The organism is Tessaracoccus sp. MC1679 (genome assembly GCF_014164775.1).
In the GTDB taxonomy this organism is placed as follows: Bacteria; Actinomycetota; Actinomycetes; order Propionibacteriales; family Propionibacteriaceae; genus Arachnia.
The window spans coordinates 147,371-171,715 of sequence record NZ_JACJGB010000004.1; the positions used below are offsets into that span (position 1 = coordinate 147,371).

Genomic DNA, 24,345 nt, shown 5'->3' on the forward strand with positions numbered 1-24,345 from the left:
CAAGCGACAGCTCCCGCGCCCTCCTCTCCCGATGGTTGGCATCCATAGACGACACGTCCAGAAGCGTCCGACCCGTCTCAGGTCGGGGCGCCCCAGCACCGCCGTTATCCACAACCGGTCGGCGCGGAGGGAAATGGCGTCAGGTCCTACCGAGAGTGGGTCATGCAGGTCGGGAATGAGGGTGGGCAGCCACGGGCCGCTGGCCATGACTGGCGGTTGGTTCCGCTGGCGGCGGCGGCCTGGAGTGCCTCCTGGATCGCCACCACCGGCTGGCGTCCGGATCCTGGGCCGCTGCTGGCCATGGTTGTGGGGCTCGGACTGATTGCCCTTGTGGCGGCACGACTGGGCCGGATGTGGACCTGCGTGGTGGTCGTGGTCTTCACCGTCACCGGACTGACCTCCGGGGTGCAGGCTTGGCAGCGACACAGCTCTCCCGTCGCGGCCTTCGCCGAAGCCGGTGCCGTGGGCACGGTGAGAATCCGGATCCTCGCCGAACCCCAGCAGACCGCAGAGGCCGTCGTGGCCAGGGCCCGGCTGGTCTGGGTGGAGGCCCGTGGCCGCCGCGTCGAGGCCGCCGTGCCCGTCGTCGTCCTTGCCTCTGGACGCAACGGCACCGCGTTGGTGGAGTCGGTGCCGGGGGCGGAGTATCTCGCCCAGGTGCGGATGGGCGAGCCTCGCCCGGATGATTCTGCCGTCGCGGTGCTGAGCCTCCGCGAGCTCCTGGACATGGTGCGGGCTCCCCACCTGTTCGATGCGGGGGCCACGGCCATGCGCCACGGACTCCGAGAGGCTGTCGCCCAGTCGCCGCCGCGGCAGGCCGCACTGGTGCCCTCGCTCGTGGTTGGCGACACCTCGGGCGTGGACGACGAGATGCGAGACCAGTTCCAGGTCACGGGCCTGACCCATCTGATGGCGGTGTCCGGAGCCAACCTCACCCTGATGCTGGGGGTCGTGCTCGCCGCCGTCAGAGCGGTCGGGCTTCGTGGCTGGTGGGTGCGCGCGGCCGCGGTGGGAGGGGTGGCGGCGTTCGTGCTCGTGTGCGGGCAGGAGCCATCGGTGCTCCGCGCCACAGCGATGGGCCTGGTGGCATTGGCCGCCGTCGGCGTCGGGACCGGGGGGCGCAGCATGCGCGCCCTGAGCGTGGCAATCCTGGCGCTGACCTGGCTTGACCCGTGGCTGGCCAGATCAGCAGGTTTCGCGCTGTCGGTGACTGCCTGCGCGGGCATTGTGTTGCTGGGGCCGAGCCTGGTCCGGGCACTGACGAGGTGGGCGCCGCGGTGGGCAGCAGAGGCCATCGCAGTGCCGATGGCGGCCCAGCTCGCCACGCAGCCCATTGTCACCGGAATCAGCGATCAGGTCTCCATGGTGGGAGTGATCACCAATGCCCTGGCCGGGCCGTTCGTCGGCCCCACCACCGTGCTTGGGCTGGCGGCGGCCCTCTTGTGCTGGGCTCCCGCACTGGCAGCCGGTCCTGGTTGGCTGGCCGGGTGGTGTGCGCAACCCATCCTGTGGCTCGCAGAGGGCGGTGCCGCGCTTCCTTCCGCCGCCTGGGACTGGGAGGCGTCCGCCGCTGGGATGCTGGTGGTGATGGTGGCCGTGGCTGCGCTGGCGATGCTTCTGCCGAGCCTGCTCCGGACGCCTCTGGGGGCGGCGTCGGTCGTGATGGTGCTGCTCGTCTCCTGCCTGGTGCGGCCCACTCCGCCGGGGTGGCCCGGTGACTGGGGGGTCGTCTTCTGCGACGTGGGGCAGGGTGACGCGACGGTCTTCGCGGCTCAGACCGGCGCCGTCGTCCTCGTCGACGCTGGTCCGGACGCTGGCCCCACCGTGGGCTGCCTGTCCGCTCTCGGGGTAGGGGCAGTGCCGTTGCTGGTCCTCACGCACTGGCATGCGGACCACACGGGTGGAGCGGAGGAGGTGATCCGCCGATACCGGCCAGGACTGATACTCACCCGTGCAGGGCGGCAGCCGGCATGGCTGCTGTCAGCCGCCCGGGAGGCGGGTGCCGAGGTCCGCTCCGCGCGGGCAGGGGAGCAGCTGTCTGTGGGGGACGTGGTGTGGCGCACCGCCTCAGCCTGGGAGCAGGCAGGGGGATTGGAGCCCGAGGCGGAGGGGGAGGGATCACCCGAGAACGACGCCTCCGTGGTGGGGACGGTCGAGGTGCGTGGGCTCCGGGTACTGGTGGCAGGGGACGTTGAACCCGCTGGCCAGTCCGTGGCCTTGCGCAGCGCCGCCGCCCACGGCGTCGGGCTCGAGGTCCACGTGCTGAAGCTTCCCCACCATGGCTCATCCCGTCAGGAGCCGCGGTTCTTCGCCGCGACCGGTGCCGCACTGGCCGTCGCGTCGTCGGGTCTCGACAACGACTACGGCCACCCTGCGCAGAGCACCCTGCGCCTAGCCGCCGAGCATGGGATGGAGGTGGCCCGGACGGACCAGGACGGCTCCGTCGCCGTGGGACTGCAGGGCGCCACTCTTGTGGTGAGGCGGTGGCGTGGCGCCACGACGTGACCCGTGGGGTCGACACCGGAGGCGCATCGTCGTGGACCACTGGCATGCTAGGGCTGTGACTTCTACGGCGTGGGGTACGGCCCTGCTCATCACGGGCCCCGAGGCGCTTCTCGCGCACAGGCTCGTCGCGGAGACCAAGGCCCGCGCGCTTGCCGCGCATCCAGAGGCGGACGTCAACGAGATCTCGGCCGAAGAGCTGGAGGACTCGATGCTGTCCGAGGTGGTCGGCGGCTCGCTGTTCTCCTCCCACATCGTCGCCGTCATTGAGGACGTCGGCGGCTGTCCGCCCTCGGTCGTGCATCAGCTGGTGGCGGTGGCGAGCAATCCGCCCGAGGATTTGTGTCTCATCCTGGTTCACCCAGGGGGCATGAAGGGCAAGGGGCTCATCGACAAGCTCAAGAAGGCCAAGGTCCGCACGGAGACCGTCGCTGCCGTCAAACCATTTGAGCTCCCGAGGTTCGTCGGCGACGAGGCACGTCGACGCGGGGTGAGGATCGGACCGGACGCGGCGGGGGAGCTGGTGGCCGCCGTCGGCCACGACCTGCGCAGCCTCGCCGCAGCCGTGGAGCAGCTCGCCTCGGACGGGGACAGCGGCGAGATCGACGCCGCGTTGGTGAAGCGTTACTTCGCGGGACGGGCGGAGGTCACAAGCTTCGCCGTGGCGGACGCCGTTCTTGCCGGCAACCCGAGCCTCGCTCTGGAGCGCCTGAGGTGGGCGTTGAGCACAGGTGCGGCACCGGTGCTGATCACCAGCGCGCTCGCGGGCGCACTGCGCGGAATGGGCAAGTACCTGGAGGCCCAGGGTCTGCGCATGTCAGAGGGAGACCTGGCCCGTCAGCTGGGCATTCCCCCGTGGAAGCTCAAGGACTACGCGAAGCACTCACGCCTCTGGCAGGCCGGTGGCGTGGCCGATGCCATCCGCCTCGTGGCCCGCGCCGATGGTGAGGTCAAAGGAGCCGCCACCAACGCGGACTTCGCCCTCGAGCGCATGGTGCTGGGAGTGCTGCGACTCCGGCGTCACTGACACAGGGGACGCAAAACAGCGCCTTGACGACCGACGGTCAAGACGCTGAAGCGGGTGACGCGGGGTGCGTCAGAGGGAGGCGACGGCCAACGAGATGGCCGACTTGCGGTTCGCGGCCTGGTTCGAATGGATGACGCCCTTGCTGACTGCGCGATCAAGAGCGCGGTTCGCGACCTTGGCGAGCTCAGCGGCCTTCTCGGCGTCGCCTTCGGTGGCGGCCGTGCGGAAGGCGCGGACGTGCGTGCGCAGGGCCGACTTGACGGCCTTGTTGCGCTGACGCGCGATCTCGTTGGTCTTGTTGCGCTTCTTCTGGGACTTGATGTTCGCCACTGGGCAAGCCTCTTTACGGGTGATAATGGTTTCGGTCATGCGTGGGACACGCGACGGTCAAGGTTACCTGAGGCGCTGGCGGCTAGCAAAATCGCCGCCAGCCAGGTGGGTTTAGCCCCATCGCCGGATCCGTGAGATTATGGCCTGTCCCCATGTTCATCGACGAGGAGATGCATGCCCGCTCCGCGCCCCGGCAAGACCGACCCGGCGATTATCCGCAACTTCTCCATCATCGCGCACATCGACCATGGCAAGTCCACCCTGGCGGATCGCATGCTGCAGTTGACGGGCGTCGTCGAAGGCAGGCAGATGCGTGCGCAGTACCTGGACCGGATGGACATCGAACGCGAACGCGGCATCACCATCAAGTCCCAGGCCGTGCGGATGCCGTGGGTCAGGGACGGCGTCACCCACGTCCTCAACATGATCGACACGCCGGGACACGTCGACTTCACCTACGAGGTCTCCCGGTCCCTCCAGGCCTGTGAGGGCGCCATCCTGCTGGTGGACGCCGCGCAGGGCATCGAAGCCCAGACCCTGGCCAACCTCTACCTGGCGCTCGAGGCGAACCTGCACGTCATTCCCGTTCTCAACAAGATCGATCTGCCGGGCGCCAATCCGGAGAAGTACGCCGCCGAACTCGCCGGGATCATCGGCTGCGATCCCGACGAGGTCCTCCGGGTATCAGGGAAGACGGGCGAGGGCGTGTCGCTGCTCCTGGACGCCGTCGTCGAACAGGTTCCCGCCCCGCAGGGTGATCCGGACGCCCCGGCACGTGCCCTCATCTTCGATTCGGTCTACGACACCTACCGTGGCGTGGTCACCTACGTCCGCGTGATCGACGGCGAACTGAGCCACCGCGAACGCATCCGGATGATGTCCACCCAGGCCACCCACGACCTCCTGGAGGTGGGTGTCATCGCCCCCGACCCGGTCAAAACCGATGCCATCGGCGTGGGGGAGGTCGGCTACCTCATCACAGGCGTCAAGGATGTGCGCCAATCCCGCGTTGGTGACACCGTCACCCTCGACACCCGTCCCGCCTCCTCGGCTCTCGCGGGCTACCGCCACCCCAACCCCATGGTGTACGCAGGGCTGTATCCGATCGACGGCGACGACTTCAACGTCCTGCGCGAGGCACTGGAGAAGCTCCAGCTCAACGACGCCGCGCTCACCTACGAGCCCGAAAGCTCCAGCGCCCTCGGATTCGGGTTCCGCATCGGGTTCCTCGGCCTCCTCCACATGGAGATCGTCCGCGAACGCCTAGAGCGCGAGTTCAACCTCGACCTGATCTCGACGGCCCCCAACGTGGTCTACCGGGTGGTGATGGAGGACGGCTCCGAGCACACCGTGACCAACCCGTCCGAGTATCCGGAAGGGAAGATCGCGGAGGTGTACGAGCCGGTGGTGCGCAGCACCATCCTGGCGCCCGCGGAGTACATCGGCACCATCCTCGAGCTGTGCCAGACCCGCCGCGGTATCCAGCGTGGTCTGGACTACCTCAGCGAAGACCGGGTCGAGATCCGCTACACGCTGCCACTGGGCGAGATCATCTTCGACTTCTTCGACGCGCTGAAGTCGCGCACGAAGGGCTACGCGTCGCTGGACTACGAGCCCGACGGCGAGGAGACCTCGGATCTCGTCAAGGTCGACATCCTCCTGCACGGCGACCCGGTCGATGCCTTCTCCGCGATCGTGCACAAGGACAAGGCGTACTCCTACGGGCTGCTGATGGCCTCGAAGCTGAAGGAGCTCATCCCGCGCCAGCAGTTCGAGGTGCCCATCCAGGCCGCGATCGGTTCCCGGGTGATCGCGCGGGAGACCATCCGCGCCATCCGCAAGGACGTGCTCGCCAAGTGTTACGGCGGCGACATCTCCCGCAAGCGCAAGCTGCTGGAGAAGCAGAAGGAGGGCAAGAAGCGGATGAAGATGGTCGGCCGTGTCGAGGTGCCGCAGGAGGCATTCGTCGCCGCATTGTCGACCAACGAGTCCACTGCGAAGAAGGCCTGAGCGCCGGGCTCAGATCAGTCCCAGCCGGGCAACCGCGGCCTCCTCGGACCGGAGCTCCGCCACCGAGGCGTCGATCTTCGCGCGGGAGAAGGCGCTGTGGCTGAGGCCCTGCACGATGCTCCAGGAGCCGTCGTGGGTGGTGACGGGGAAGGAACTCACGAGCCCCTCCGGCACCCGGTAGGAGCCGTCGCTCACCACCGCCATCGAGGTCCAGTCATCGGCCGCGGTCCCAGCGAACCAGTCGCGCACGTGCTCGATGGTCGCGTTGGCCGCCGAGGCCGCACTGGACTTCCCCCGGGCGGCAATGACGGCCGCCCCCCGACGGGCCACCTCGGGGAGATAGTCGAAGGCCACCCATCCGTCGTCGACCCAGTCTGCCGCGGGACGGCCGCAGATCCGGGCGTGGTAGACGTCCGCGTACTGGGTGGTGGAGTGGTTGCCCCAGATGGTCATCCTGGTGACCTCGTCAGGACGACGTCGGGTCCGCCGGGCCAGGCGCGAGACCGCACGGTTGTGGTCCAGCCGGGTCAGGGCACTGAAGCGCTCGGGCGGAACCCCGTCGGCGTTACGCTGGGCGATCAGCGCGTTGGTGTTGGCGGGATTGCCGGTCACCACGACCCTCAGATCTCCGGCCGCAGCGGCCGCCAGCGCCTTGCCCTGCTCCGCGAAGATCGCCCCGTTGGCCTGCAGCAGGTCTGAGCGTTCCATCCCGGCCTTGCGCGGCGACGCGCCCACCAGCATCGCCACGTTGACCCCGTCGAAGAGGCGGCGGGGGTCATCCCCGACCTCCACGCCTGCCAGGACGGGGGAGGCGCAGTCGTCCAGCTCCATGGCCACGCCCGCCAGCGCGGGCATGGCCGCAGGCAGGTCCAGCAGCCGGAGCTCGACCTGCCGGTTCCCGAACACGTCGCCCGCGGCGATCCGGTAGACCAGCGAATAGCCGATCTGGCCGGCCGCGCCGGTGACCGCGATCCTGATCGGCGCCATGGTCACCGGACGTTCAGGTCGCCGACGAGGACGCAGCGACGCAGGCGTGCGAAGTTCCGGGCCCGGGTCAGACCTTCACCCGTTGGGCCCGCGATGGTGAAGGTGCAGTAGCCCTCGCCGCCGATCCCGATGCCGTTGAAGGAGGATCCGTTCTTGACGAAGATCGTGGTCTGGATGCGCTTGGCCATCCTGGTCAGGTGAGACACGTCGCGCGAATGCATGATCGCGGTGTGCCGGTTGCCGTGCTCCAACTCGCAGGCGAGGTCGATGGCCGCATCCACATCCGGCGCGCGGACCATCCCGATCACCGGCATCATCAGCTCATGCACCACGAACGGGTGGTCCCGGTCCGCCTCGCAGAGGAGCAGCCGTACCCCCGCCGGGGGCTCCACTCCGATGGCCTGCAGGATCGCTGAGGCCGGCTTGCCCATCCATTCGACGGCCGGGGTGCCGCGGGCGGTAAGAATGACCGCCTCGACGCGGGCCCGCTCGTCGGCGTTGAGCTCGTAGGCGCCGTGCTTGACCATGGAGAACTTCAGCAGGTCCGCGATCGCGTCGACGGCGACGATCTCCTTCTCCGACGTGCAGGGGAGGTTGTTGTCGAAGCTGGCTCCGTCGACGATGCACTTGGCGGCACGGTCGATGTCGGCGGTGTCGTCGACCACCACGGGCGGGTTGCCCGCGCCTGCGCCGATGGCCTTCTTCCCCGAGCTGAGCACCGTCTTGACGATGCCTGGACCACCTGTGGCCACGATCATGCGCACGTCCTCGTGCGCGATCATCGCCGTGGTGTTCTCGATGGAGGGTTCGGCGACCGTCACCACCAGGTTCTCCGGGGCGCCGACGGCGGTGAGCGCCCTGTTGATCTGCTTGACCTGCCAGACGGAGAGGTCCCGGGCCCTCGGATGAGGACTGAACACCACGGCGTTGCCTGCGGCCAGCATCCCGATGCTGTTGCACGTGATGGTCTCCGTGGGATTGGTGGTGGGGGTGATGGCGCCGATCACCCCGAAGGCGGAGTACTCGACGGTGGTCAGGCCGTCATCGCCGGAGTACGCGTCGGTGACCAGATCCTCGACGCCCGGGGTCAGCTCCGCCGCCAGCTTGTTCTTGAGGTACTTGTGCGCGACGTCGCCCATCCCCGTCTGCTGAACCGCCTCAACGGCCATGTAGTCCAGGTTCTCGGGGCGCAGCATGACCTCGCGGACGGCCGCGACGTAGCGGCGCCGGTCCGACATCGACCGGGTGAGGTACTCCCGGGACGCCTTGGCAGCGGCCGCGATGGCCGACTCCATGTCGGCGAAGACGCCGTCGCCTGTGGTGTCCCCGTCGGCCGGTAGCTTGGCCAGCACCCGGCGGATCGTCGCTTCGATGAGGGCAGGATCCAGTTTCATGATTGTTCTCCCATGACTTCGTTGAGTGCGTGACGCACGATGTCGCAGTCCTGCTCGACGGTGCCGCCGGAGACGCCGAAGCCCCCCACGAGGGTCGGCCCGTCGAAGAGCGGCGCGCCGCCGCCGAACAGCACGACGCGGCCCGTGTTGCCGTCCGAGTCGAGGGAGGCCAGCAGCGACCCTGTCATCCGGTGCAGCAGCACCGGGTTGCCGGCGGCGTCGACGACCGCCACCACGACGGGCACGTTCAGCTCCGCGGCCCGGCGTTCGGCAGCATCGGCCAACTTCTTCGCGCGGCCCAGGCAGGCATCGGCGGACAGGCCCGCGCCGTCTGCGGGGCCGTCGAGGGCGGCCGCTACCGCGGCGCGGACCATGCGCTCGATGCGGTCGCGGTCGGCCCACGTCTCGGTCAGGCGGGCCATGGCGTAGACGGCGTCGGAGAGCCGGTTGAGGTACTTGATGAGCTCCGGGCGCACCGGCTCGGACTCGGAGAGGGTAAGGGTGCGGCGCTCGGCGCGGCGCACCACCGTCCGCGCCTGGTGGAACGCCGACGAGCGCTGATCGCGCCCGGGCACCACGAAGGCGCGCTGTGGCCCGGTGATGGCCAGGCAGTCGTCGATGAGCCGCTCGAGATCGGTGATGTCCACGTCGCCGACGGTGTCGCCGAGCGTGGCCGCGCCCTTGGCGTCGCTGGCGAGTTCTGCGGCCAGGACGAAGAGTCGCTGCTGGACCTGATGGAGCCGGGCGCGCCAGGGGCCGTCGTCGAGGGCGGCCTTGGCCGCCCCAACCGCGGCGTTGGCCTCGTCGACGGTGCCGTAGGCCTCGACGCGCAGGCTCTGCTTCGCCACGCGCGATCCCCCGAAGAGCCCGGTGTCGCCCCGGTCTCCGGTGCGGGTGTAGACGGCGGGCATGGCTAGGCGTTCTCGATCTCGACGGCGTCGACGATCCCCACAATGGTGGCGTCGAGGGGAGCCTGGGGGCGATCGGCGGCCAACCGGGCGGAGGAGCCCTTGGTGACGATGACGGTCTCCCCGGTGCCCGCGCCCACCGTGTCCACACACACCTCGGGCGAACCCGTGGCCTCGCCGTTCTCGTCGACCCGGCGGGTCAGCATCAGCTTGAAGCCGATGAGGCGTTCGTCCTTGCTCGTCGACACGACGGTGCCGATCACCTTGGCGAGGTACACGTCAGGACCCTTCCTGCAGAGTGATGTGGCGCTTCGCGGCGGCCTCGCGGGCGAGGTCGGTGACAATGGCGCGGGGGTGGAGTCGGATGATGGCGCCGTCGGCCCTGGCGGCGACGGTGGCCTCCGTGACTACGCGCTCGGCCGGGGCCTCCGGCTGTGGGACGCCGCCCGCATCTCCAGCCTGGCGGAGGACCGCCCTGTCGAGCCGCGACGCGTCGGACAGCTGCACCCCGAAGGACCGCAGCGTGGCGAGGTTCTTCCGGAGCATCGCCTGGTAGCCCGAGGGCATGTGGGGGAACCAGGAACGCTTGCCCTCGCTGTCGGGGCAGGCGGCGTTGGTGACCACCACGACGGGCTTGCCGCTCATGATGAACTCGGCGATGACGTTGGAGGCCAGACAGTCACCGACGCCGTGGACCACCTTCGCCACCATGTTGACGGTGAACGTAGGCACGATGAGGAGGTCGTGGCTGGCCACCAGCGACTTGTCCGCCGGCGTCATGCCGATGCCCGCGATCGTGTCCTGGTCCAGGACCCTGCGGGCCGAGTCCGTCTGGATCCAGTCCAGCGACATCTGGGGGTTCAGGCGGGTGAGCGAGGCGCAGGCCTCCTCGAACCCGAGGAGTGCGCCGGTGAACAGGACGAGCCCGGTCGTCGACGAAGGACGGGGAGCGACCCGCTGGGGCATGAGGCCGGCGATCACCTCACGGATGAGGTCTCGCAGCTGCGATTCGTTCAAGGGGTCCTCCGCATCGCGGTGCCGAGTGGGGTGGGGAACAGCGGCTCGACGGAGCGCACGACGTCGTGGCCGAGCACATCGACGAAGACCTCGGCGGCCCGGGGGAACGAGCTCGATCCGCCGACGAGGTGGATGGTCCCGGGATCACCGGCGCCGCGGAGGGCGTCGCGGGCGATGGTGGCCATCTTCTCCAGCGTGGGGCGGATCAGGCCGAATACCAGCTCGGCGTTGTCCGGGTCGCGCTTGAAGTCCTCGGCCTCGTCGTAGCCCATGCCGAGGGCGCCCGAGATCACGAGGGTCATGTGGTGACCGCCGGTGGCCTCATCGATGGAGAACTCCACCTGCCCGCCGCGCAGCAGGGAGACGCCGGTGGTGCCGTGACCGACATCGATGACAGTGCCGTCGCGCACCCCGAGCGCGGTCGCGGCCGCGACGGGCTCGTTGACGATCTCTGTGGTGTGCATCCCGCAGGACTCCAGCACGTTGCCGAACACCTTCGCGGTGCCGGCGTCGATGCCGGGCGGCGCCGCGACCGTGGCACGCTCGAAGCGGGTGCCAACCCGCTCCTCCAGCGTTGCCTTCAGCGCGCCGACCACGCGGACGGCGCCGAGCCAGTCCACCACCACCCCGTCGCGGACCACGGTGGCGCGACGCCACGCCCCGGCGACGGGCGCGCCGGCGTCGTCGACCACCCCGAGCACGATGTTGGCCGTGCCGAGGTCGACGCCGAGGCGCAGTGCGCCGGTGCCGGGGGTGACCTGCTCGGTGCGCACGAGGTGTGCGAACGTCTGCAGGTGGCGGCTGGGGGAGGCGAGCATGGGATCAGTCCTTCACGATGCGCACGTAGTCGCCGGTCCGGGCACCGACGGCGTTGCCTTCGTCGGTGTCCAGATGCAGTTCGGCGAGATAGGAGTCCTTCACGCGGATGAGGAAGTGGTCCAGCCGGCCGCCGCGCTCGCCCTCGAAGAGCACGCTGACGCGGTCCTGGTCGGAGAGCCCCAGTGCGGCCGCGTCGGCGGGACTCATATGGATGTGGCGTCCTGCGACGATGGCCGCATTGGTGCACGCCACCCGCCCAGCTGGTCCCGAGATCTCGATCGGCGCGGCGTCCTCCAGGTGACCCGATTGGGCCATGGGTGCCGCGACGCCCAGCGCGTAGGCGTCCGTGCGGCTGAGTTCGACCTGTGTCGCGGGGCGGTTGGGCCCCATGACGCGCACCGGCGGTGGCTCGGTGATGGACGCGGCCAAGGCCATGCACAAGGCGGCGCTGGACTCCGGCTTCGGCGCCACCGAGGGTCTGATCGCCATCCCCACAACGAGCGGTTCGGGGTCCGAGGTCACGTCCTTCGCCGTGCTGACCGACGAACGGACCCACACCAAGATCCCGCTCGTCTCCCCGGAGATGGTGGCGAAGCTCGCCATCCTGGACCCGGAGGCGGTCATCGGTGTGCCTCCTCGGATCACCGCCGACTCCGGCATGGACGTCCTCACCCACGCCGTCGAGGCGTACGTGTCGACGGGTGCCTGCGACTTCTCCGACGCCCTGGCGGAAAAGGCGGTGGAACTGGTCTTCGCTCACCTCGTGCGCTGCTACACCCACGGTGAGGACCGCGACGCCCGCGGTCACATGCACAACGCGTCCTGTCTGGCGGCGATGGCCTTCGACAATGTGGGGCTGGGGATCACCCACAGCCTCGCGCACGCCCTCGGCGGTCACTTCCCGGTGGCCCATGGCCGGCTCAACGCGATGCTCCTGCCGCACGTCATCGCGTTCAACGCGGAGCGCAGCACGCTCGCCGCAGCCCGCTATGCCCGTCTTGGCCGGCTCGTGACCCCGTCGGCCACCGGCTCGGCGGCGGTGACCTCCCTGGTGGCGGGCGTCCGCCGCCTCAACCAGCAGCTGGGCATCCCTGAGCTGATCGTCGAGGCAGGGGTGGCGCAGGACGAGTTCCGGGCCGCGATCGACCAGATGGCGTCCTCGGCGTTGGAGGACGGCTGCACCCCGTCCAACCCGGCGCAACCCACCCGCGAGGATCTGGTGCTTCTGCTGCGGAAGCTCGGCTGAGCCGTCGCGCCGTAGGCTGGCGGGGTGGCACAACTCCCCGACGGCGACCCGGCCCCCCGCGACGGCTCCCTCCCCGCGTCCGCCCTGGATCCCGGCCGCCCGCTGTCGCTCTATGTCCACGTGCCCTTCTGCAGGGTGCGCTGCGGTTACTGCGACTTCAACACCTACACACCCAGCGAGCTCGGCGACCTGTCGCCCGACACCTATGTGGGCGCGGCGGTGGCTGAGCTGGACCTCGCGGCCCGCATCCTGGGGAGCCGCCGCGTGCAGACGGTGTTCTTCGGGGGCGGGACCCCCACCATGCTGCCAGCCGAGGGCCTCGCCGGGCTGCTGCGCGCCGTCGGGGAGCGCTTCGAACTGGAGCCCGACGCGGAGGTGACCACCGAGGCGAACCCCGAGACACTCACCCCGGACTATCTGGACACGCTCCGCGCGGAAGGATTCACCCGCCTCTCGCTCGGCCTGCAGTCGGTGGTGCCGCATGTGCTGCGCGTCCTTGAGCGTCAGCACACCCCCCGCCGCGGCCTGGAGGCGGCGCGGTGGGCGAGGGAGGCCGGGTTCGAGCACGTGAGCCTGGACCTCATCTACGGCACGCCGGGGGAGTCCCTCGACGACTGGCGCGCCAGCCTCGACGCGGTGACCTCCGCCCCCGTGGACCATGTGAGTGCCTACTCGCTGATCGTCGAGGAGGGCACCAGGCTCGCCGCGCAGGTGCGCCGCGGAGAGCTGCCGATGCCCGACGAGGACGACCTCGCAGACAAGTACCTCCTCGCCGACGAGACCCTGGGCGCGCTCGGGCTCGCCAACTACGAGGTGAGCAACTGGGCCCGTCCGGGCGGAGAGTGCCGGCACAACCTCGCCTACTGGAGGGGAGCCGACTGGTGGGGGGTGGGCCCCGGGGCCCATTCGCACATCGGCGGAGTCCGATTCTGGAACCGCAAGCACCCCCGCAGCTACGCCGCGGCCCTGGCCGCCGGCGAGTCACCGGCGCTGGCCCGCGAGATCCTGGGGGACAAGGAACGCCACGTTGAGCGGGTGCTGCTCGAGCTGCGCCTGGCCGACGGCGTCCCCCTGGACGTCCTGACCCCCTCGGAGCGGGGGCGGATCCCCGACATCGCCTCCCGTGGGCTGGCTGTGGTGCACGACGACCGCCTGAAGCTCACCCGTGAGGGCCGGCTCCTGGCCGACGGCGTGGTCCGAGACCTGCTGGACTGACGCGAGCGGGTGTCGTTGAAGCAGAAGGGCATGCGGCGCTGATAGCGTCGCACCCCGTGGATCGCTACTCACGAGACGTGCTCACCCCCGGATGGCAGAAGGCGCATCTCAAGCAGACGCGTGACGTGCCCGTCGAGTTGGACCTTGTGGTGGAGTTCGACGACTTCTGCGGCGCCGTCGTCGGCTGGGAGAACGCCGTGGTGCTGCTCGAGGACCGGCGGGGCAAGCGCCGCGCCGCGCCCTTCGGCCCGGGCTTCCTCCTCGAGGGGCAGCCGGTGGCGCTGCGCCCCCCTCTGCGGGGCGCCCCGGCCGGCCCCAAGTACACGGCCTCAGGATCCCGATCCTCCACAGGGCCGACGAAGGCCCGGGTTGCGCTGCCCAGCCGGATCTACGTCGAGGGCCGGCATGACGCCGAGCTGATCGAGAAGGTCTGGGGCGAGGATCTGCGTCACGTCGGCGTCGTCGTCGAGTTCCTGGGGGGCATCGACGATCTCCCCGGGATTGTTGCTGAATTCGCTCCCGAGCCGGGGCGGCGGCTCGGCATCCTCGTCGACCATCTCGTGCCGGGCAGCAAGGAATCCCGGATCGCGAAGCAGGTCTACACGGCCGGCTACCGCGACACGGTGCTGGTCGAGGGGCACGAGTTCATCGACATCTGGCAGGCGGTCCGGCCCCAGCGCGTCGGGTTGAAGTCCTGGCCCCAGGTGCCCAGGGATGTGGACTTCAAGAAGGGCACCCTGAAGGCGATGGGGCTGCCACACGAGGATCAGGCCGACGTGTCGCGCGGCTGGCAGGCCATCCTCGCGCGCGTGGCCTCCTGGCGCGACCTGGAGCCCCAGCTGCTCACCAAGGTGGAGACTCTCATCGACTTCGTCACCCAGGACCATCTCGAAGACGAGTGATCGCCCACACGCCGATAGGGTGAGTCGCATGGACACCCAAGGCATCCTGGACCTGCTGAAGGAAACGGCCTCAGAGGTGGTGGTTCCGCGCTTCCGGCAGCTGGCCGCCGGTGACGTCGAGGAGAAAAATCCCGGAGACTTCGTCACCGTGGCGGACCGCGAAGCTGAGGTGTATCTGAGTGGGCTCCTCCGTGGCGTCTACCCATCGGCAGTCATCGTCGGAGAGGAGGGCGTGTTCGCCGACCCGAGCCTGCTCGACGGTGTCCACGGGGCAGAGCACGCGTTCCTCATCGATCCCATCGACGGCACGCGCAACTTCGTCTCAGGACGCGACGAGTACGGCGTGATGCTGGCGGAGGTGCGCAACGGGGTCACCACCCGTGGCTGGATCTATCAGCCGCAGACGGGCCGCGCCTACGTGGCCGAGCACGGCGCAGGCGCCGCGCTCAACGGCGCCCCCATCGCGCGGACCCCCAACGGGCGCCTCCCACTAGGGGCGACGGCCAAACGTGCTCTGCACGGGTTCACGGCAGCTGGACGCCTCAGCCCCGTCACCCGGAGCGCCTGGTGTTGCGCATTCGACTACCCGATGGTGCTGCATGGTGACGTGGACTTCCTCGTGTACTCCACCCTGCACCCGTGGGACCATCTCGCGGGGTCGCTCATGGTCACCGAGTCCGGGGGCGTGAGCAGAACGGTCGACGGCGTGGACTACGGCCTCCAGACACGGAGCGGGGGGCTGATCGTGGCGCGGGATGCCGACACCTGGCAGACCGCTCTGGAGACGTGGCCCGCTCACCAGAGCTGACCACAGGATCAGATCACAGGTTGAGGATGGGCAGCTGCCGTTTCGGCTCCACACCCTTGGCCGCCAACTCGGCGTAGGCCTTGGGCAGGGCGAGGGCAAGAGTCTCCGGGCCGAAGGGCCACTCGACGGCGGTGGCCGCCTCCTCCGCCCGCACACCCTGCTGGATGAGCATCTCGCACGAGCTGTAGAGCATCGCGATCTCCGCCCTCTGCACGAACGCGAACTCACGGTCCACCACCGCCCCGTGGCCGGGAACGAACCTGGTGAGGGAGCTGCTGGCGCCGAGTACGCCGTCGAGGACGGTGGGCCAGTTGGCAAGCGAGGTGGACTCGTCGATCTGCGGGTCCGCGCCCTCCTCCAGGAGATCCCCGACGAACACCACGTTCGCCTCCGGGACGAACGCCACGATGTCCGCGCGGGTGTGCGCCTCGCCGAAGTGCAGCAGCTCCACCCGTTGTCCGCCGAGGTGCAGCGCCAGGGCCATCGAGAACCTCCGTGTCACCCCGGGGTCGTCCAGGTCCTCGTGCGCGACCACCTGGACACCCGACATGCCTGGGAGGCCGCCGACGTGATCGTGGTGGCCGTGCGTCAGCGCCACATGCGTCACCGGGACACCCGCCAGCGCGGTGGCCGTGGCCAGCAGCTCGGCGCCCTCGGCGGCTGTGTTACCGGCATCGATGAGGAGTGCCGCGTCATCACCGACGATGAGTCCCACGTTGACCCGGTGCTGATCGAGCGTGGTCACGTACACGCGGGGAGTCACGGGGGTCCAGATCAGCGTCATGGCAGCCAGCATAGATGCAGCTACACTGGCACTCGCCGTCTATGAGTGCCAGCTGGGAGGTGACATGCTCGACGACCGCAAACTGGACGTGTTGAAGGCCATCGTGACCGACTATGTGGCCAGCCGCGAGCCGGTCGGCTCCAAGGCGCTGGTTGAACGCCACAAGCTGGACGTCTCCGCCGCCACGGTCCGCAACGACATGGCCGTGCTGGAGGAGGAGGGCTACATCATGCAGCCCCATACCAGCGCCGGCCGCATCCCCACCGACAAGGGCTATCGGCTCTTCGTGGACAGGCTCGCCCACATCAAGCCGCTGTCGCCCGCTGAGCGCAGCGCCATCACCACCTATCTCAACGGCACCGCCGACGTCGACGATCTGGTCATGCGCACCGTCCGGCTGCTGGCCCAGCTGACCCGCCAGGTGGCCATCGTGCAGTATCCGGTGGCGCAGCGCACCCAGGTGCGCCACGTCGAGCTGCTGCTCCTGACGCCCGAGCGCCTGATGGTCATCGTGGTCCAGTCCTCGGGCCGCGTGGATCAGACCATGTTGGAGACTCCGCTCACGGACGAGGGCCGGCTGCAGGCGTTGCGGAACCGGATCGCCGAGGCCATTGTCGGACGGACGCCGGCGGATGCGGCCGGGGCTCTGGCCGCCATGCTGGAGGGAGTCGCACCCGATGACAGGCCGTTCGCGGGCCCGGTGGTCGCCGCGGTCCTGGAGGCCATCGCCGCCGAGCCGGCCGCGCACGTTGTGGTGGCCGGGCTGCCCAACCTCGCCTCAAGCCAGGCGTTCGAGACCAACCTGCGCCCACTGCTGGAGGCGCTGGAGGAGCAGGTGGTGCTCATGCGACTCCTGGGCGAGGCTGCGGGCGACGACGTGACGGTGCGCATCGGCGAGGAGAACACCGCCGAGGGATTCCGGGGCAGCAGCCTCATCGCGTCCGGCTACGGTGTGGAGCGTACTGCCAGCCTCGGCGTCGTCGGACCCACCCGCATGGACTACGCGTCCCACATCTCCGCGGTGCGAGCAGTGTCGCGGTACGTGAGCAGATTCCTCAACGAAGGCTAGATCCCCCACCCGAAGGCTGAAGCAAGAAGATATGAGCAAGGACTACTACGACATCCTTGGCGTCGAGCGGGACGCAACCCCCGAGGCCATCAAGAAGGCCTACCGCCGCCGCGCCATGAAGGTGCACCCCGACGTCGCCCAGGAAGAGGGCGCGGCCGAGAAGTTCAAAGAACTCAACGAGGCCTACGAGGTCCTGAGCGACCCCAACAAGCGCGCCGTGTTCGATCGGGGCGGCGACCCGATGAGCCAGGGCGCCGGCTTCTCCGGCTTCGGCGGCGGGTTCGCCGGGGGGTTCGACTTCTCCAATCTGGTCGACGCCATGTTCGGCGCGGCAGGGGGGCGTGGCCCCCGATCCCGCGTCCGTCAAGGCCAGGACGCGCTGGTGAGGGTTTCCCTCCAACTGCACGAGGCGGTCTTCGGTGTGACGAAGCCTCTCAAGGTGGACACCGCCGTGGTGTGCCCCAAGTGCAGCGGCGCGGGCGGCGAGCCCGGCTCGGAGCCGGTGACCTGCACCACGTGCGACGGCGCGGGCGAGGTCAGCCAGATCCAGCGCAGCTTCCTCGGCGACATCCGCACCGCCCAGGCCTGCCCCACCTGCCGCGGATACGGCACGGTCATCCCGCGTCCGTGCGGTGAGTGCTCCGGCGAGGGACGGGTGCGCACCACGCGGACGCTGCAGGTCCGGATTCCCGCCGGCGTGTCCACGGGCATCCGCATCCACCTGGAGGGGCAGGGTGAGGTGGGCCCGGGCGGCGGACCTGCCGGAGACCTCTACGTGGAGCTGTCCGTGCTGCCCCACGAGACGTTCCGCCGCGAGGGCGACAACCTGGAGGTGGTGGTCAGGCTCCCGATGACCGCGGCCGCGCTGGGGACCACGGTGGACGTCGCGACTCTCGAGGCCGACTGGGACCAGTCCGCGGTAGAGGACCGCACCGTGTCCGTCGAGGTCCCGGCCGGGACGCAGGCGGGCACCCGGATCGGGATCAAGGGGCGCGGGGTTCCGAGACTGCGCGGCGGCGGCCGCGGGGACCTGGGCGTCACACTGCTGGTCCAGACCCCCACCAAGCTCGATGACCGGCAGCGCGAGCTGCTGCGCCTCCTCGCTGAGGAGCGCGACGAATCGGTCCCGGAGGCCATCGCGGCGAAGGGGCACAAGGGAGTGTTCGGCAAGCTCTCCGAGTGGTTCTCGTGACCGACCCCCTCTTCCTCGCCGAGTTCACGGGCGACCTGTCACCAGGTGAGCTGGTCGTCGTGACGGGGGATGAGGCTCACCACGCCGTCGCGGTCAAGCGCGTCGCGGTGGGGGAGAACGTCCTGCTGTCCGACGGCCGCGGGATCGGGGTTCGGGCCGAGGTGATCGAGGCGGACCGGCGCCAACTGGTGGCCAGGATCCTCGAGGTCATCGCGGCCCCCTCGCCGTCGCTCGTCTGGGGCGTGGTGCAGGCACTGGCCAAGGGGGACCGCAGCGACCTCGCGGTGCAGATGGCCACGGAGCTGGGCGCCCGCGAGATCCTGGCGTGGCAGTCCGCCCGCTCCATCGTGCGCTGGCAGGGCGATCGGGCGGACAAGTCGCTGGACAAGTGGCGAGCCACGGCCCGCGAGGCGGCCAAGCAATCACGGCGGATGTTCGTGCCCGAGGTGTTGGCGGTGTCCACTGCGGACGTCGTGGGCGCCATCGCCGGCGTTGACGTGGCGCTGGTCCTGCAGGAGGACGCGTCCCAGCACATCGCAGACGTCGAACTCCCCGAGGAGGGCACCGGCCTGGTGATCGTCGGGCCCGAGGGCGGCATCGCGCCCGAGGAACTCGACCGGTTCGTGGCGGCCGGCGCGCAGCTGGTCACCATCAGCGACGGCGTCCTGAGGACCTCGACGGCGGCCGCCGTGGCGCTCGGCCAGCTGGATGTGCTGGCCAGGCGCCCGTGAGCTTCTCATTCGAGGTCGGCGAGCGGCTCGAGGATGCGGGGGGTCGCACGGGCGTCATCCACACCCCACACGGGCAGATCCAGACCCCGGCCTTCGTAGTGGTGGGCACCAAGGCCACCGTGAAGTCCGTGCTGCCGGAGGCGGTGGCCGGCCTGGGCGCGCAGGCGGTACTGGCCAACGCCTACCACCTCTACCTGCAGCCGGGCTCGGACCTCATCGACGAGGCCGGCGGGCTGGGCCGCTTCATGAACTGGCCCGGGCCCACCTTCACGGATTCTGGCGGGTTCCAGGTGATGAGCCTCGGGGCGGGCTTCAAGAAGGTGCTGGCGATGGACACCACCGGCCTGGCCGACGACGACGTCATCGCAGAGGGGAAGACGCGGATGGCGCATGTCGACGACGACGGCGTCACCTTCAAGTCCCACCTCGACGGCACCCGGCACCGGTTCACGCCGGAGTCATCGATGCGCATTCAGCACCAGCTCGGCGCGGACGTCATGTTCGCCTTCGACGAGCTGACCACGCTGATGAACACGCGCGCCTACCAGGAGTCCTCGGTTGAGCGGACGCACAGCTGGGCAGTGCGCTGCCTCGCGGAGCATCGGCGGCTCACGCTCGAGCGCGAAGGCAGGCCGTACCAGGCCCTCTTCGGGGTGATCCAGGGGGCGCAGTACGAGGATCTACGTCGCCGGGCCGCGCGCGACCTCGCCGGGCTGGACGTGGACGGGCAGTCGTTCGACGGCTTCGGCCTGGGCGGTGCCTTGGAGAAGGAGAACCTGGGCACCACGATCGGATGGATGGTGGAGGAGCTGCCGGAGGACAAGCCTCGACACCTCCTGGGCATCTCCGAGCCCGACGACCTGTTCGCCGCAGTAGAGCGGGGCGCAGACACGTTCGACTGCGTGAACCCCTCACGTGTCGCGCGCAACGCCGCCATCTACACCGCCGATGGCCGCTACAACGTCAACACCGCCCGGCATCGCCGATCCTTCGAACCGCTGGAGGACGGGTGCGACTGCTACACCTGCACCCACTACACCCGCGCCTACCTGCATCACCTGTTCAAGGGCAAGGAGATGCTGTCGGCCACGCTGGCCACGATCCACAACGAGAGATTCACGGTGCGTCTGGTGGACCGGATGCGCGAGGCGCTGCAGTCAGGGGACTTTCACGCCTTCCGGGACGAGAGCCTGGGCCGGTTCTACGCCAATCGGCCGTAGCTCGGCTCGCGCCTCTTCACCATCGCTATCACCCGGTAGGTCACCGGCAGGAAGAGCGCCTCCACCAGCACCTTGTAGAGGTAGCCCACCGCGATGTAGTTGAGCAGGGTGGCGCCGCTCACCACCCCGGCGAACGCGACCACGCAGAAGATGACCGTGTCGGCCGCCTCTCCCACCACTGTGGAGCCCAGCAGCCGGGCCCACAACGATCCGTCGTGGGAGCGGCGCTTCATGGCCACCAGGACCCAGGCGTTGAGGAACTGGCCGGCCAGGTACCCCAGCAGGCTCGCCGCGACGATGCGCGGCACGAACCCCAGCACCGCGGTGAAGGCCTCCTGGTTGGGCCACTCGGCGGCCGCGGGTGCGGCGCCCACCGCGAGGAACGTGACCGACGCCAGTATCGACACCGCGAAACCGAGGACGATGGCCCGCCGGGCGCCCTTCAGGCCGTAGACCTCGGCGAGGACGTCGCCCAGGACGTAGGTGAGGGGGAAGAGGAACGCGCCGCCGTCCGTGATGAGGGGCAGCACCGGGATCCCGAACGGGGTCCACTCCGGTCCGAACTGGATCAGCTTGACCGCCGAGACGTTGCTGATCAGCAGCAGCGCCACAAACAGGGCCACGACAACGTCAAACACCCCGCGAGGACGCTCGGCGAACCTCACGTCGGCTCCGGATGGTGGGGCGTCCTGGGTCTGATGCACCGCCGCATTATACGCCGCTGGTGCCGTTGCTCTGGAGCCTTCAGCGAGGTCCAGGCGAGTTCCCCGGGAGCCTGCGCGTTACGCCGCGGGGGGACCCGCAGGGTGGCAAGATTCATTTATGGACGACATTGCAATGGAGTACATGCCCGACGAGTCCGAGCAGCTCGACCAGTTGCAGCCCGCCGATTCGTTGATTGACCGCGGGGTAGAGGACGTCCTGGACGAGGGCTACGTCACCCCGGAGAAGTGGTCTCCAGCGCAGGGCTTCGGGAACACACCTGAGGAGATGCACCGCGGTGAGACCCTCGAGATGCGGATGAAGCAGGAGGAGCCAGAGCCTGCCCCAGCCGAAGACGACTGGAACCCCACCCGCGAGCCCCGCGAGGTTGGCGCAGCCCGGGCAGGTCGCCTGATGGCGGTACAGGCCGGAGGCGGTACTGAGCACACGCTGGGCGTGGACGTCGGATTCGGGGGCGGCGCCGCCAGCGCGGAGGAGGCGGCGATGCACATCATCTCGGAGGACGAGGACGACCTCTCGCTCCTGGAGCGCTGAAGTATCCGACGGCGCGCCCAGGGAAACCACTGAGCAATCATGTCCTGGCTGCGGTGTACCGGATCGGGCGATCTGGCACCCCTCCATCTGGATATGGACGTCAAGTACACGCACCAGCTGTAGTGGCACCATCTCATCCCGCCCGGCACGTCCTCACCGAGAACAGCATTGATCAGTGGTTCCCTAGACTGAAGGCTGTTCGGCGGGACACGCCGATCGCATGTCAGACAAGGATCACGCCCTGAACACGCACTCGTTGGACCAGCAGCACGCCATCCGCACCGTGTCGGTTCCCCCCTCGATTGACCTGGTCAATCTACTGGGCCCCCGCGACGACTTCCTCCGCATCCTCGAGGACGAGCTCGACGCGGACCTGCACGTCCGCGGAACTCAGATCACCCTGTCCGGCCCGTCCAACGAAGTCGCCAAGGCCGCCGAGGTGATCACCGAACTGGTCACCATTCTCCGCACGGGGCAGGGACTCACCGCTGAGACCGTGGAGCGGGTCATCCAGATGGCCGACGACCCCCACGCGCTGGCCGCGGAGATCCTCACCCAGAACATCGTGTCCTCGCGAGGCAAGACGGTCCGGCCGAAGACGCTCAACCAGAAGCGCTACGTCGACGCGATCGACCGACACACCGTCGTCTTCGGTATCGGGCCCGCGGGCACGGGGAAGACGTACCTGGCCATGGCTAAGGCCGTCCAGGCGCTGCAGGCCAAGGAAGTGAGCCGGATCATCCTGACCCGGCCGGCGATCGAGGCGGGGGAGCGCCTCGGATTCCTGCCCGGCACCCTCAACGACAAGATCGACCCCTATCTGCGGCCGCTCTACGACGCGCTTCACGACATGGTCGACGCCGACTCGGTGCCGAAGCTGCTCACCTCGGGCACCGTCGAGGTGGCGCCGCTCGCCTACATGCGCGGCCGCACCCTCAACGACGCCTTCATCATTCTTGACGAGGCGCAGAACACGTCCATGGAACAGATGAAGATGTTCCTCACCAGGCTCGGCTTCGGGTCCAAGGTGGTGGTGACGGGCGACATCACCCAGATCGACCTCTCGGGGGGCGTGAAGAGCGGTCTGCGCGGGGTGATGCAGGTGCTCGACGGCGTCGACGACATCGAGTTCTGCACACTGACCAGCCGCGACGTCGTGCGCCACAAGCTGGTGGGCAAGATCGTGGCCGCCTACGATCAGTTCGAGAGTCTGTCCGCGGAGAACCGGGGTGCCAAGTGATCGATCTCAACAACGAGTCCGGCGTCGAGGCCGATGAGCTGGGGCTCATCGAGCTGGCACGCTTCGCGCTGGACAAGCTGCGGATCCACCCCCAGGCCGAGTTGTCGATCCTCCTCGTCGACGAGACCACCATGGCGGACTACCACGAGCGGTTCATGGACCTGCCCGGCCCCACCGATGTGATGAGCTTCCCCATGGACGAGCTGCGGGCACCCGAGGACGACGAGGAGCCGCCGATGGGCCTGCTCGGCGACATCGTGCTCTGCCCCCAGGTGACGGCCCGTCAGGCGCCGGACAACGGGCGCAGCGTCGACGGTGAGGCCGAGTACCTGCTGATCCACGGCCTGCTGCATCTGCTCGGCCACGACCACGCCGAGCCGGAGGAGAAGGCCCTCATGTTCGGACTCAACGACAGGATCATCGCAGCGTGGGATCAGGCCCGCGGTCGCAGCTGAGGCGCAGCCTCGGCCTGACCGACGCCATCGCGATCGGTGTGGCATCCATGGTGGGGGCGGGGGTCTTCGCGGTGTGGGCTCCAGCGGCGCGCGCCGCAGGCGGCGCCCTGCTCCTCGGGCTTGTGCTCGCGGCCGTGGTGGCGTGGCTCAACGCGACGTCCTCGGCTCAGTTGGCTGCGCAGTACCCGTCAGCCGGCGGCACCTACCTGTACGGGCGTGAGCGGCTGGGGGAGTGGCCCGGCTTCCTGGCCGGGTGGAGCTTCGTGGTCGGCAAGACGGCGTCGGTAGCGGCGATGGCGATGACCATGGCCGCCTACCTGGCCCCTGACGTGTGGCGGGTGCCGGTGGCGATCGGAGCTGTGTGGCTGATGGTGGGCGTCAACCTGCTCGGCGTCACCCGGACGGCGAAGGCTGCACTGGTGTTGGCCGGGCTCGCCCTCCTCTCGCTCAGCGTGACGTTGGCCCTGGGGTGGGCTGAATCCTCCGGCCCCACCGGGGCCCTGGTCACCCTGCCAAGTGGGGCCTCCGGCTGGTACGGCGTCCTCCAATCCGCGGGCCTGCTGTTCTTCGCCTTCGCCGGCTACGCCCGGGTGGCGACCATGGGCGAAGAGGTCCGCGACCCACGCCGCACCATCGGTCGGGCCATCGTCACGGCGCTGCTGATCGTGCTCGTGCTCTACGCCCTCGTCGGGGTGAGCCTGCTGCTGCTCGTGGGCGATGAGGCCCTCGCCGCGTCCACGGCACCGCTGGCGCTGCTGGTGGGCGGCCACCCCGTCGCGCTGGCTGCGCTGCAGGTCGGCGCAGTCGCGGCGGTGGGCGGCGCGCTGCTGGGCCTGTTGTCGGGGATCGGGCGGACGTGGCTGGCGATGTCGCGGGAGGGGGATCTGCCCCGGTTCTTCGACCACACCCATCCCCGCACCCTGGTGCCGCACAGGATCGAGCTGACGATCGGCGCGGCGCTGACCGCGATCCTGCTGGTCGCAGACCTGCGCGGAGCCATCGGCTTCTCATCCTTCGGTGTCCTGCTCTACTACTTCGTCGCCAACGCCGCCGCTTTCACGCAGGCGCCGGCCGAGCGGCGCTATGCCCGGGTCTGGCAGGTCCTCGGCGCGGTGCTGTGCCTGATTCTGGTGGTGGCGCTGCCGTGGCAGTCGATCGTCGGCGGACTCCTGGTGCTCGGCGCAGGGGCCGCCTGGCGCCTCGTGACCGTGTCCAGGCTGCGATAGACTCGC

25 protein-coding genes are annotated in these 24,345 nt (G+C 69.3%); 15 read left to right on the forward strand and 10 right to left on the reverse strand.

From position 1 onward, the window contains the following. Nucleotides 1-162 precede the first annotated feature (162 nt). Complete coding sequence (locus tag H5398_RS07955; protein WP_182799649.1) at nucleotides 163-2,505, forward strand: ComEC/Rec2 family competence protein; 2,343 nt, start codon at nucleotides 163-165, stop codon at nucleotides 2,503-2,505. A 55-nt stretch (nucleotides 2,506-2,560) separates the two neighbouring features. Next, a complete protein-coding gene (gene holA / locus H5398_RS07960; protein ID WP_182799650.1) occupies nucleotides 2,561-3,529 on the forward strand; it encodes a DNA polymerase III subunit delta in 969 nt (322 codons plus the stop codon). Nucleotides 3,530-3,598: 69 nt separating this feature from the next. Here the strand turns inward: holA and rpsT are convergent, their stop codons facing one another. Further along, nucleotides 3,599-3,859 carry a 30S ribosomal protein S20 gene (gene rpsT / locus H5398_RS07965; protein ID WP_182783118.1) on the reverse strand — a complete coding sequence of 87 codons (261 nt, stop codon included), beginning with the start codon at nucleotides 3,857-3,859 and terminating at the stop codon, nucleotides 3,599-3,601. A gap of 174 nt (nucleotides 3,860-4,033) precedes the next feature. On the opposite strand from rpsT, the gene lepA reads away from it, so the two are divergent. Next, on the forward strand, nucleotides 4,034-5,869 hold the full coding sequence (lepA, locus tag H5398_RS07970; protein ID WP_182799651.1) for a translation elongation factor 4: 1,836 nt from the start codon (nucleotides 4,034-4,036) through the stop codon (nucleotides 5,867-5,869). Between the two features lie 9 nt (nucleotides 5,870-5,878). Here lepA and H5398_RS07975 read toward each other — a convergent pair whose 3' ends face one another. From H5398_RS07975 to H5398_RS08005, 7 genes are read right to left on the reverse strand one after another with little or no spacing between them, the layout of a single operon-like run. Beyond that, on the reverse strand, nucleotides 5,879-6,862 hold the full coding sequence (locus H5398_RS07975; RefSeq protein WP_182799652.1) for a malate dehydrogenase: 984 nt from the start codon (nucleotides 6,860-6,862) through the stop codon (nucleotides 5,879-5,881). Continuing rightward, nucleotides 6,859-8,250, reverse strand: coding sequence for an aldehyde dehydrogenase family protein (locus H5398_RS07980; protein WP_182799653.1), 1,392 nt, complete (start codon nucleotides 8,248-8,250; stop codon nucleotides 6,859-6,861). The genes H5398_RS07975 and H5398_RS07980 overlap by 4 nt, the downstream gene beginning before the upstream one ends. Then, nucleotides 8,247-9,161 (reverse strand): cob(I)yrinic acid a,c-diamide adenosyltransferase, encoded by a 915-nt coding sequence (locus H5398_RS07985; protein ID WP_182799654.1) that lies wholly within the window; start codon nucleotides 9,159-9,161, stop codon nucleotides 8,247-8,249. The genes H5398_RS07980 and H5398_RS07985 overlap by 4 nt, the downstream gene beginning before the upstream one ends. A gap of 2 nt (nucleotides 9,162-9,163) precedes the next feature. Beyond that, on the reverse strand, nucleotides 9,164-9,436 hold the full coding sequence (locus H5398_RS07990; protein ID WP_182799655.1) for a EutN/CcmL family microcompartment protein: 273 nt from the start codon (nucleotides 9,434-9,436) through the stop codon (nucleotides 9,164-9,166). A gap of 1 nt (nucleotide 9,437) precedes the next feature. Then, the gene (locus H5398_RS07995) at nucleotides 9,438-10,175 is read right to left on the reverse strand and encodes a flavoprotein (RefSeq protein WP_182799656.1); all 738 of its coding nucleotides are present in this window, start codon (nucleotides 10,173-10,175) and stop codon (nucleotides 9,438-9,440) included. Beyond that, nucleotides 10,172-10,993, reverse strand: coding sequence for an ethanolamine utilization protein EutJ (gene eutJ / locus H5398_RS08000; protein WP_182799657.1), 822 nt, complete (start codon nucleotides 10,991-10,993; stop codon nucleotides 10,172-10,174). Before eutJ ends, H5398_RS07995 begins: the two co-directional genes overlap by 4 nt. A 4-nt stretch (nucleotides 10,994-10,997) precedes the next feature. Further along, entirely contained in the window at nucleotides 10,998-11,384 is a 387-nt protein-coding gene (locus tag H5398_RS08005; RefSeq protein ID WP_255443619.1) for a PduL/EutD family phosphate acyltransferase, read from the reverse strand. Between H5398_RS08005 and H5398_RS08010 the strand changes: the two genes are divergently transcribed. The 4 genes from H5398_RS08010 to H5398_RS08025 are packed head-to-tail and all read left to right on the forward strand — an operon-like array spanning nucleotide 11,383 to nucleotide 15,165. Further along, nucleotides 11,383-12,240, forward strand: coding sequence for an iron-containing alcohol dehydrogenase (locus H5398_RS08010; protein ID WP_182799658.1), 858 nt, complete (start codon nucleotides 11,383-11,385; stop codon nucleotides 12,238-12,240). The genes H5398_RS08005 and H5398_RS08010 overlap by 2 nt on opposite strands. Before the next feature lie 24 nt (nucleotides 12,241-12,264). Continuing rightward, nucleotides 12,265-13,455: a radical SAM family heme chaperone HemW gene (gene hemW, locus H5398_RS08015; protein WP_182799659.1), complete on the forward strand. Its 1,191-nt coding sequence runs from the start codon at nucleotides 12,265-12,267 to the stop codon at nucleotides 13,453-13,455. 56 nt (nucleotides 13,456-13,511) lie between these two features. Beyond that, a complete protein-coding gene (locus tag H5398_RS08020) occupies nucleotides 13,512-14,357 on the forward strand; it encodes a DUF3097 domain-containing protein (RefSeq protein ID WP_182799660.1) in 846 nt (281 codons plus the stop codon). 28 nt (nucleotides 14,358-14,385) lie between these two features. Beyond that, on the forward strand, nucleotides 14,386-15,165 hold the full coding sequence (locus H5398_RS08025) for an inositol monophosphatase (protein WP_182799661.1): 780 nt from the start codon (nucleotides 14,386-14,388) through the stop codon (nucleotides 15,163-15,165). Between the two features lie 13 nt (nucleotides 15,166-15,178). Here the strand turns inward: H5398_RS08025 and H5398_RS08030 are convergent, their stop codons facing one another. Continuing rightward, nucleotides 15,179-15,949 carry an MBL fold metallo-hydrolase gene (locus H5398_RS08030; RefSeq protein WP_182799662.1) on the reverse strand — a complete coding sequence of 257 codons (771 nt, stop codon included), beginning with the start codon at nucleotides 15,947-15,949 and terminating at the stop codon, nucleotides 15,179-15,181. A gap of 64 nt (nucleotides 15,950-16,013) precedes the next feature. On the opposite strand from H5398_RS08030, the gene hrcA reads away from it, so the two are divergent. The 4 genes from hrcA to tgt are packed head-to-tail and all read left to right on the forward strand — an operon-like array spanning nucleotide 16,014 to nucleotide 20,161. Beyond that, nucleotides 16,014-17,018, forward strand: coding sequence for a heat-inducible transcriptional repressor HrcA (hrcA, locus tag H5398_RS08035; RefSeq protein WP_182799663.1), 1,005 nt, complete (start codon nucleotides 16,014-16,016; stop codon nucleotides 17,016-17,018). A gap of 31 nt (nucleotides 17,019-17,049) precedes the next feature. Then, on the forward strand, nucleotides 17,050-18,210 hold the full coding sequence (dnaJ, locus tag H5398_RS08040; RefSeq protein WP_182782944.1) for a molecular chaperone DnaJ: 1,161 nt from the start codon (nucleotides 17,050-17,052) through the stop codon (nucleotides 18,208-18,210). After that, the gene (locus H5398_RS08045; protein ID WP_182782943.1) at nucleotides 18,207-18,941 is read left to right on the forward strand and encodes a 16S rRNA (uracil(1498)-N(3))-methyltransferase; all 735 of its coding nucleotides are present in this window, start codon (nucleotides 18,207-18,209) and stop codon (nucleotides 18,939-18,941) included. The genes dnaJ and H5398_RS08045 overlap by 4 nt, the downstream gene beginning before the upstream one ends. Further along, nucleotides 18,938-20,161: a tRNA guanosine(34) transglycosylase Tgt gene (gene tgt / locus H5398_RS08050; RefSeq protein ID WP_182799664.1), complete on the forward strand. Its 1,224-nt coding sequence runs from the start codon at nucleotides 18,938-18,940 to the stop codon at nucleotides 20,159-20,161. The genes H5398_RS08045 and tgt overlap by 4 nt, the downstream gene beginning before the upstream one ends. Here tgt and H5398_RS08055 read toward each other — a convergent pair. After that, nucleotides 20,143-20,865: a queuosine precursor transporter gene (locus tag H5398_RS08055; protein WP_370586091.1), complete on the reverse strand. Its 723-nt coding sequence runs from the start codon at nucleotides 20,863-20,865 to the stop codon at nucleotides 20,143-20,145. The genes tgt and H5398_RS08055 overlap by 19 nt on opposite strands. A 118-nt stretch (nucleotides 20,866-20,983) precedes the next feature. On the opposite strand from H5398_RS08055, the gene H5398_RS08060 reads away from it, so the two are divergent. From H5398_RS08060 to H5398_RS08075, 4 genes are all read left to right on the forward strand, one after another. Continuing rightward, on the forward strand, nucleotides 20,984-21,418 hold the full coding sequence (locus tag H5398_RS08060) for a DUF5709 domain-containing protein (RefSeq protein WP_182799665.1): 435 nt from the start codon (nucleotides 20,984-20,986) through the stop codon (nucleotides 21,416-21,418). Nucleotides 21,419-21,638: 220 nt separating this feature from the next. Beyond that, nucleotides 21,639-22,658, forward strand: a complete 1,020-nt coding sequence (locus H5398_RS08065; protein ID WP_182782940.1) for a PhoH family protein — start codon at nucleotides 21,639-21,641, stop codon at nucleotides 22,656-22,658. Beyond that, entirely contained in the window at nucleotides 22,655-23,113 is a 459-nt protein-coding gene (ybeY, locus tag H5398_RS08070) for an rRNA maturation RNase YbeY (protein ID WP_182782939.1), read from the forward strand. The genes H5398_RS08065 and ybeY overlap by 4 nt, the downstream gene beginning before the upstream one ends. Beyond that, the gene (locus H5398_RS08075; protein ID WP_370586092.1) at nucleotides 23,086-24,339 is read left to right on the forward strand and encodes an APC family permease; all 1,254 of its coding nucleotides are present in this window, start codon (nucleotides 23,086-23,088) and stop codon (nucleotides 24,337-24,339) included. The genes ybeY and H5398_RS08075 overlap by 28 nt, the downstream gene beginning before the upstream one ends. Nucleotides 24,340-24,345: the final 6 nt, after the last annotated feature.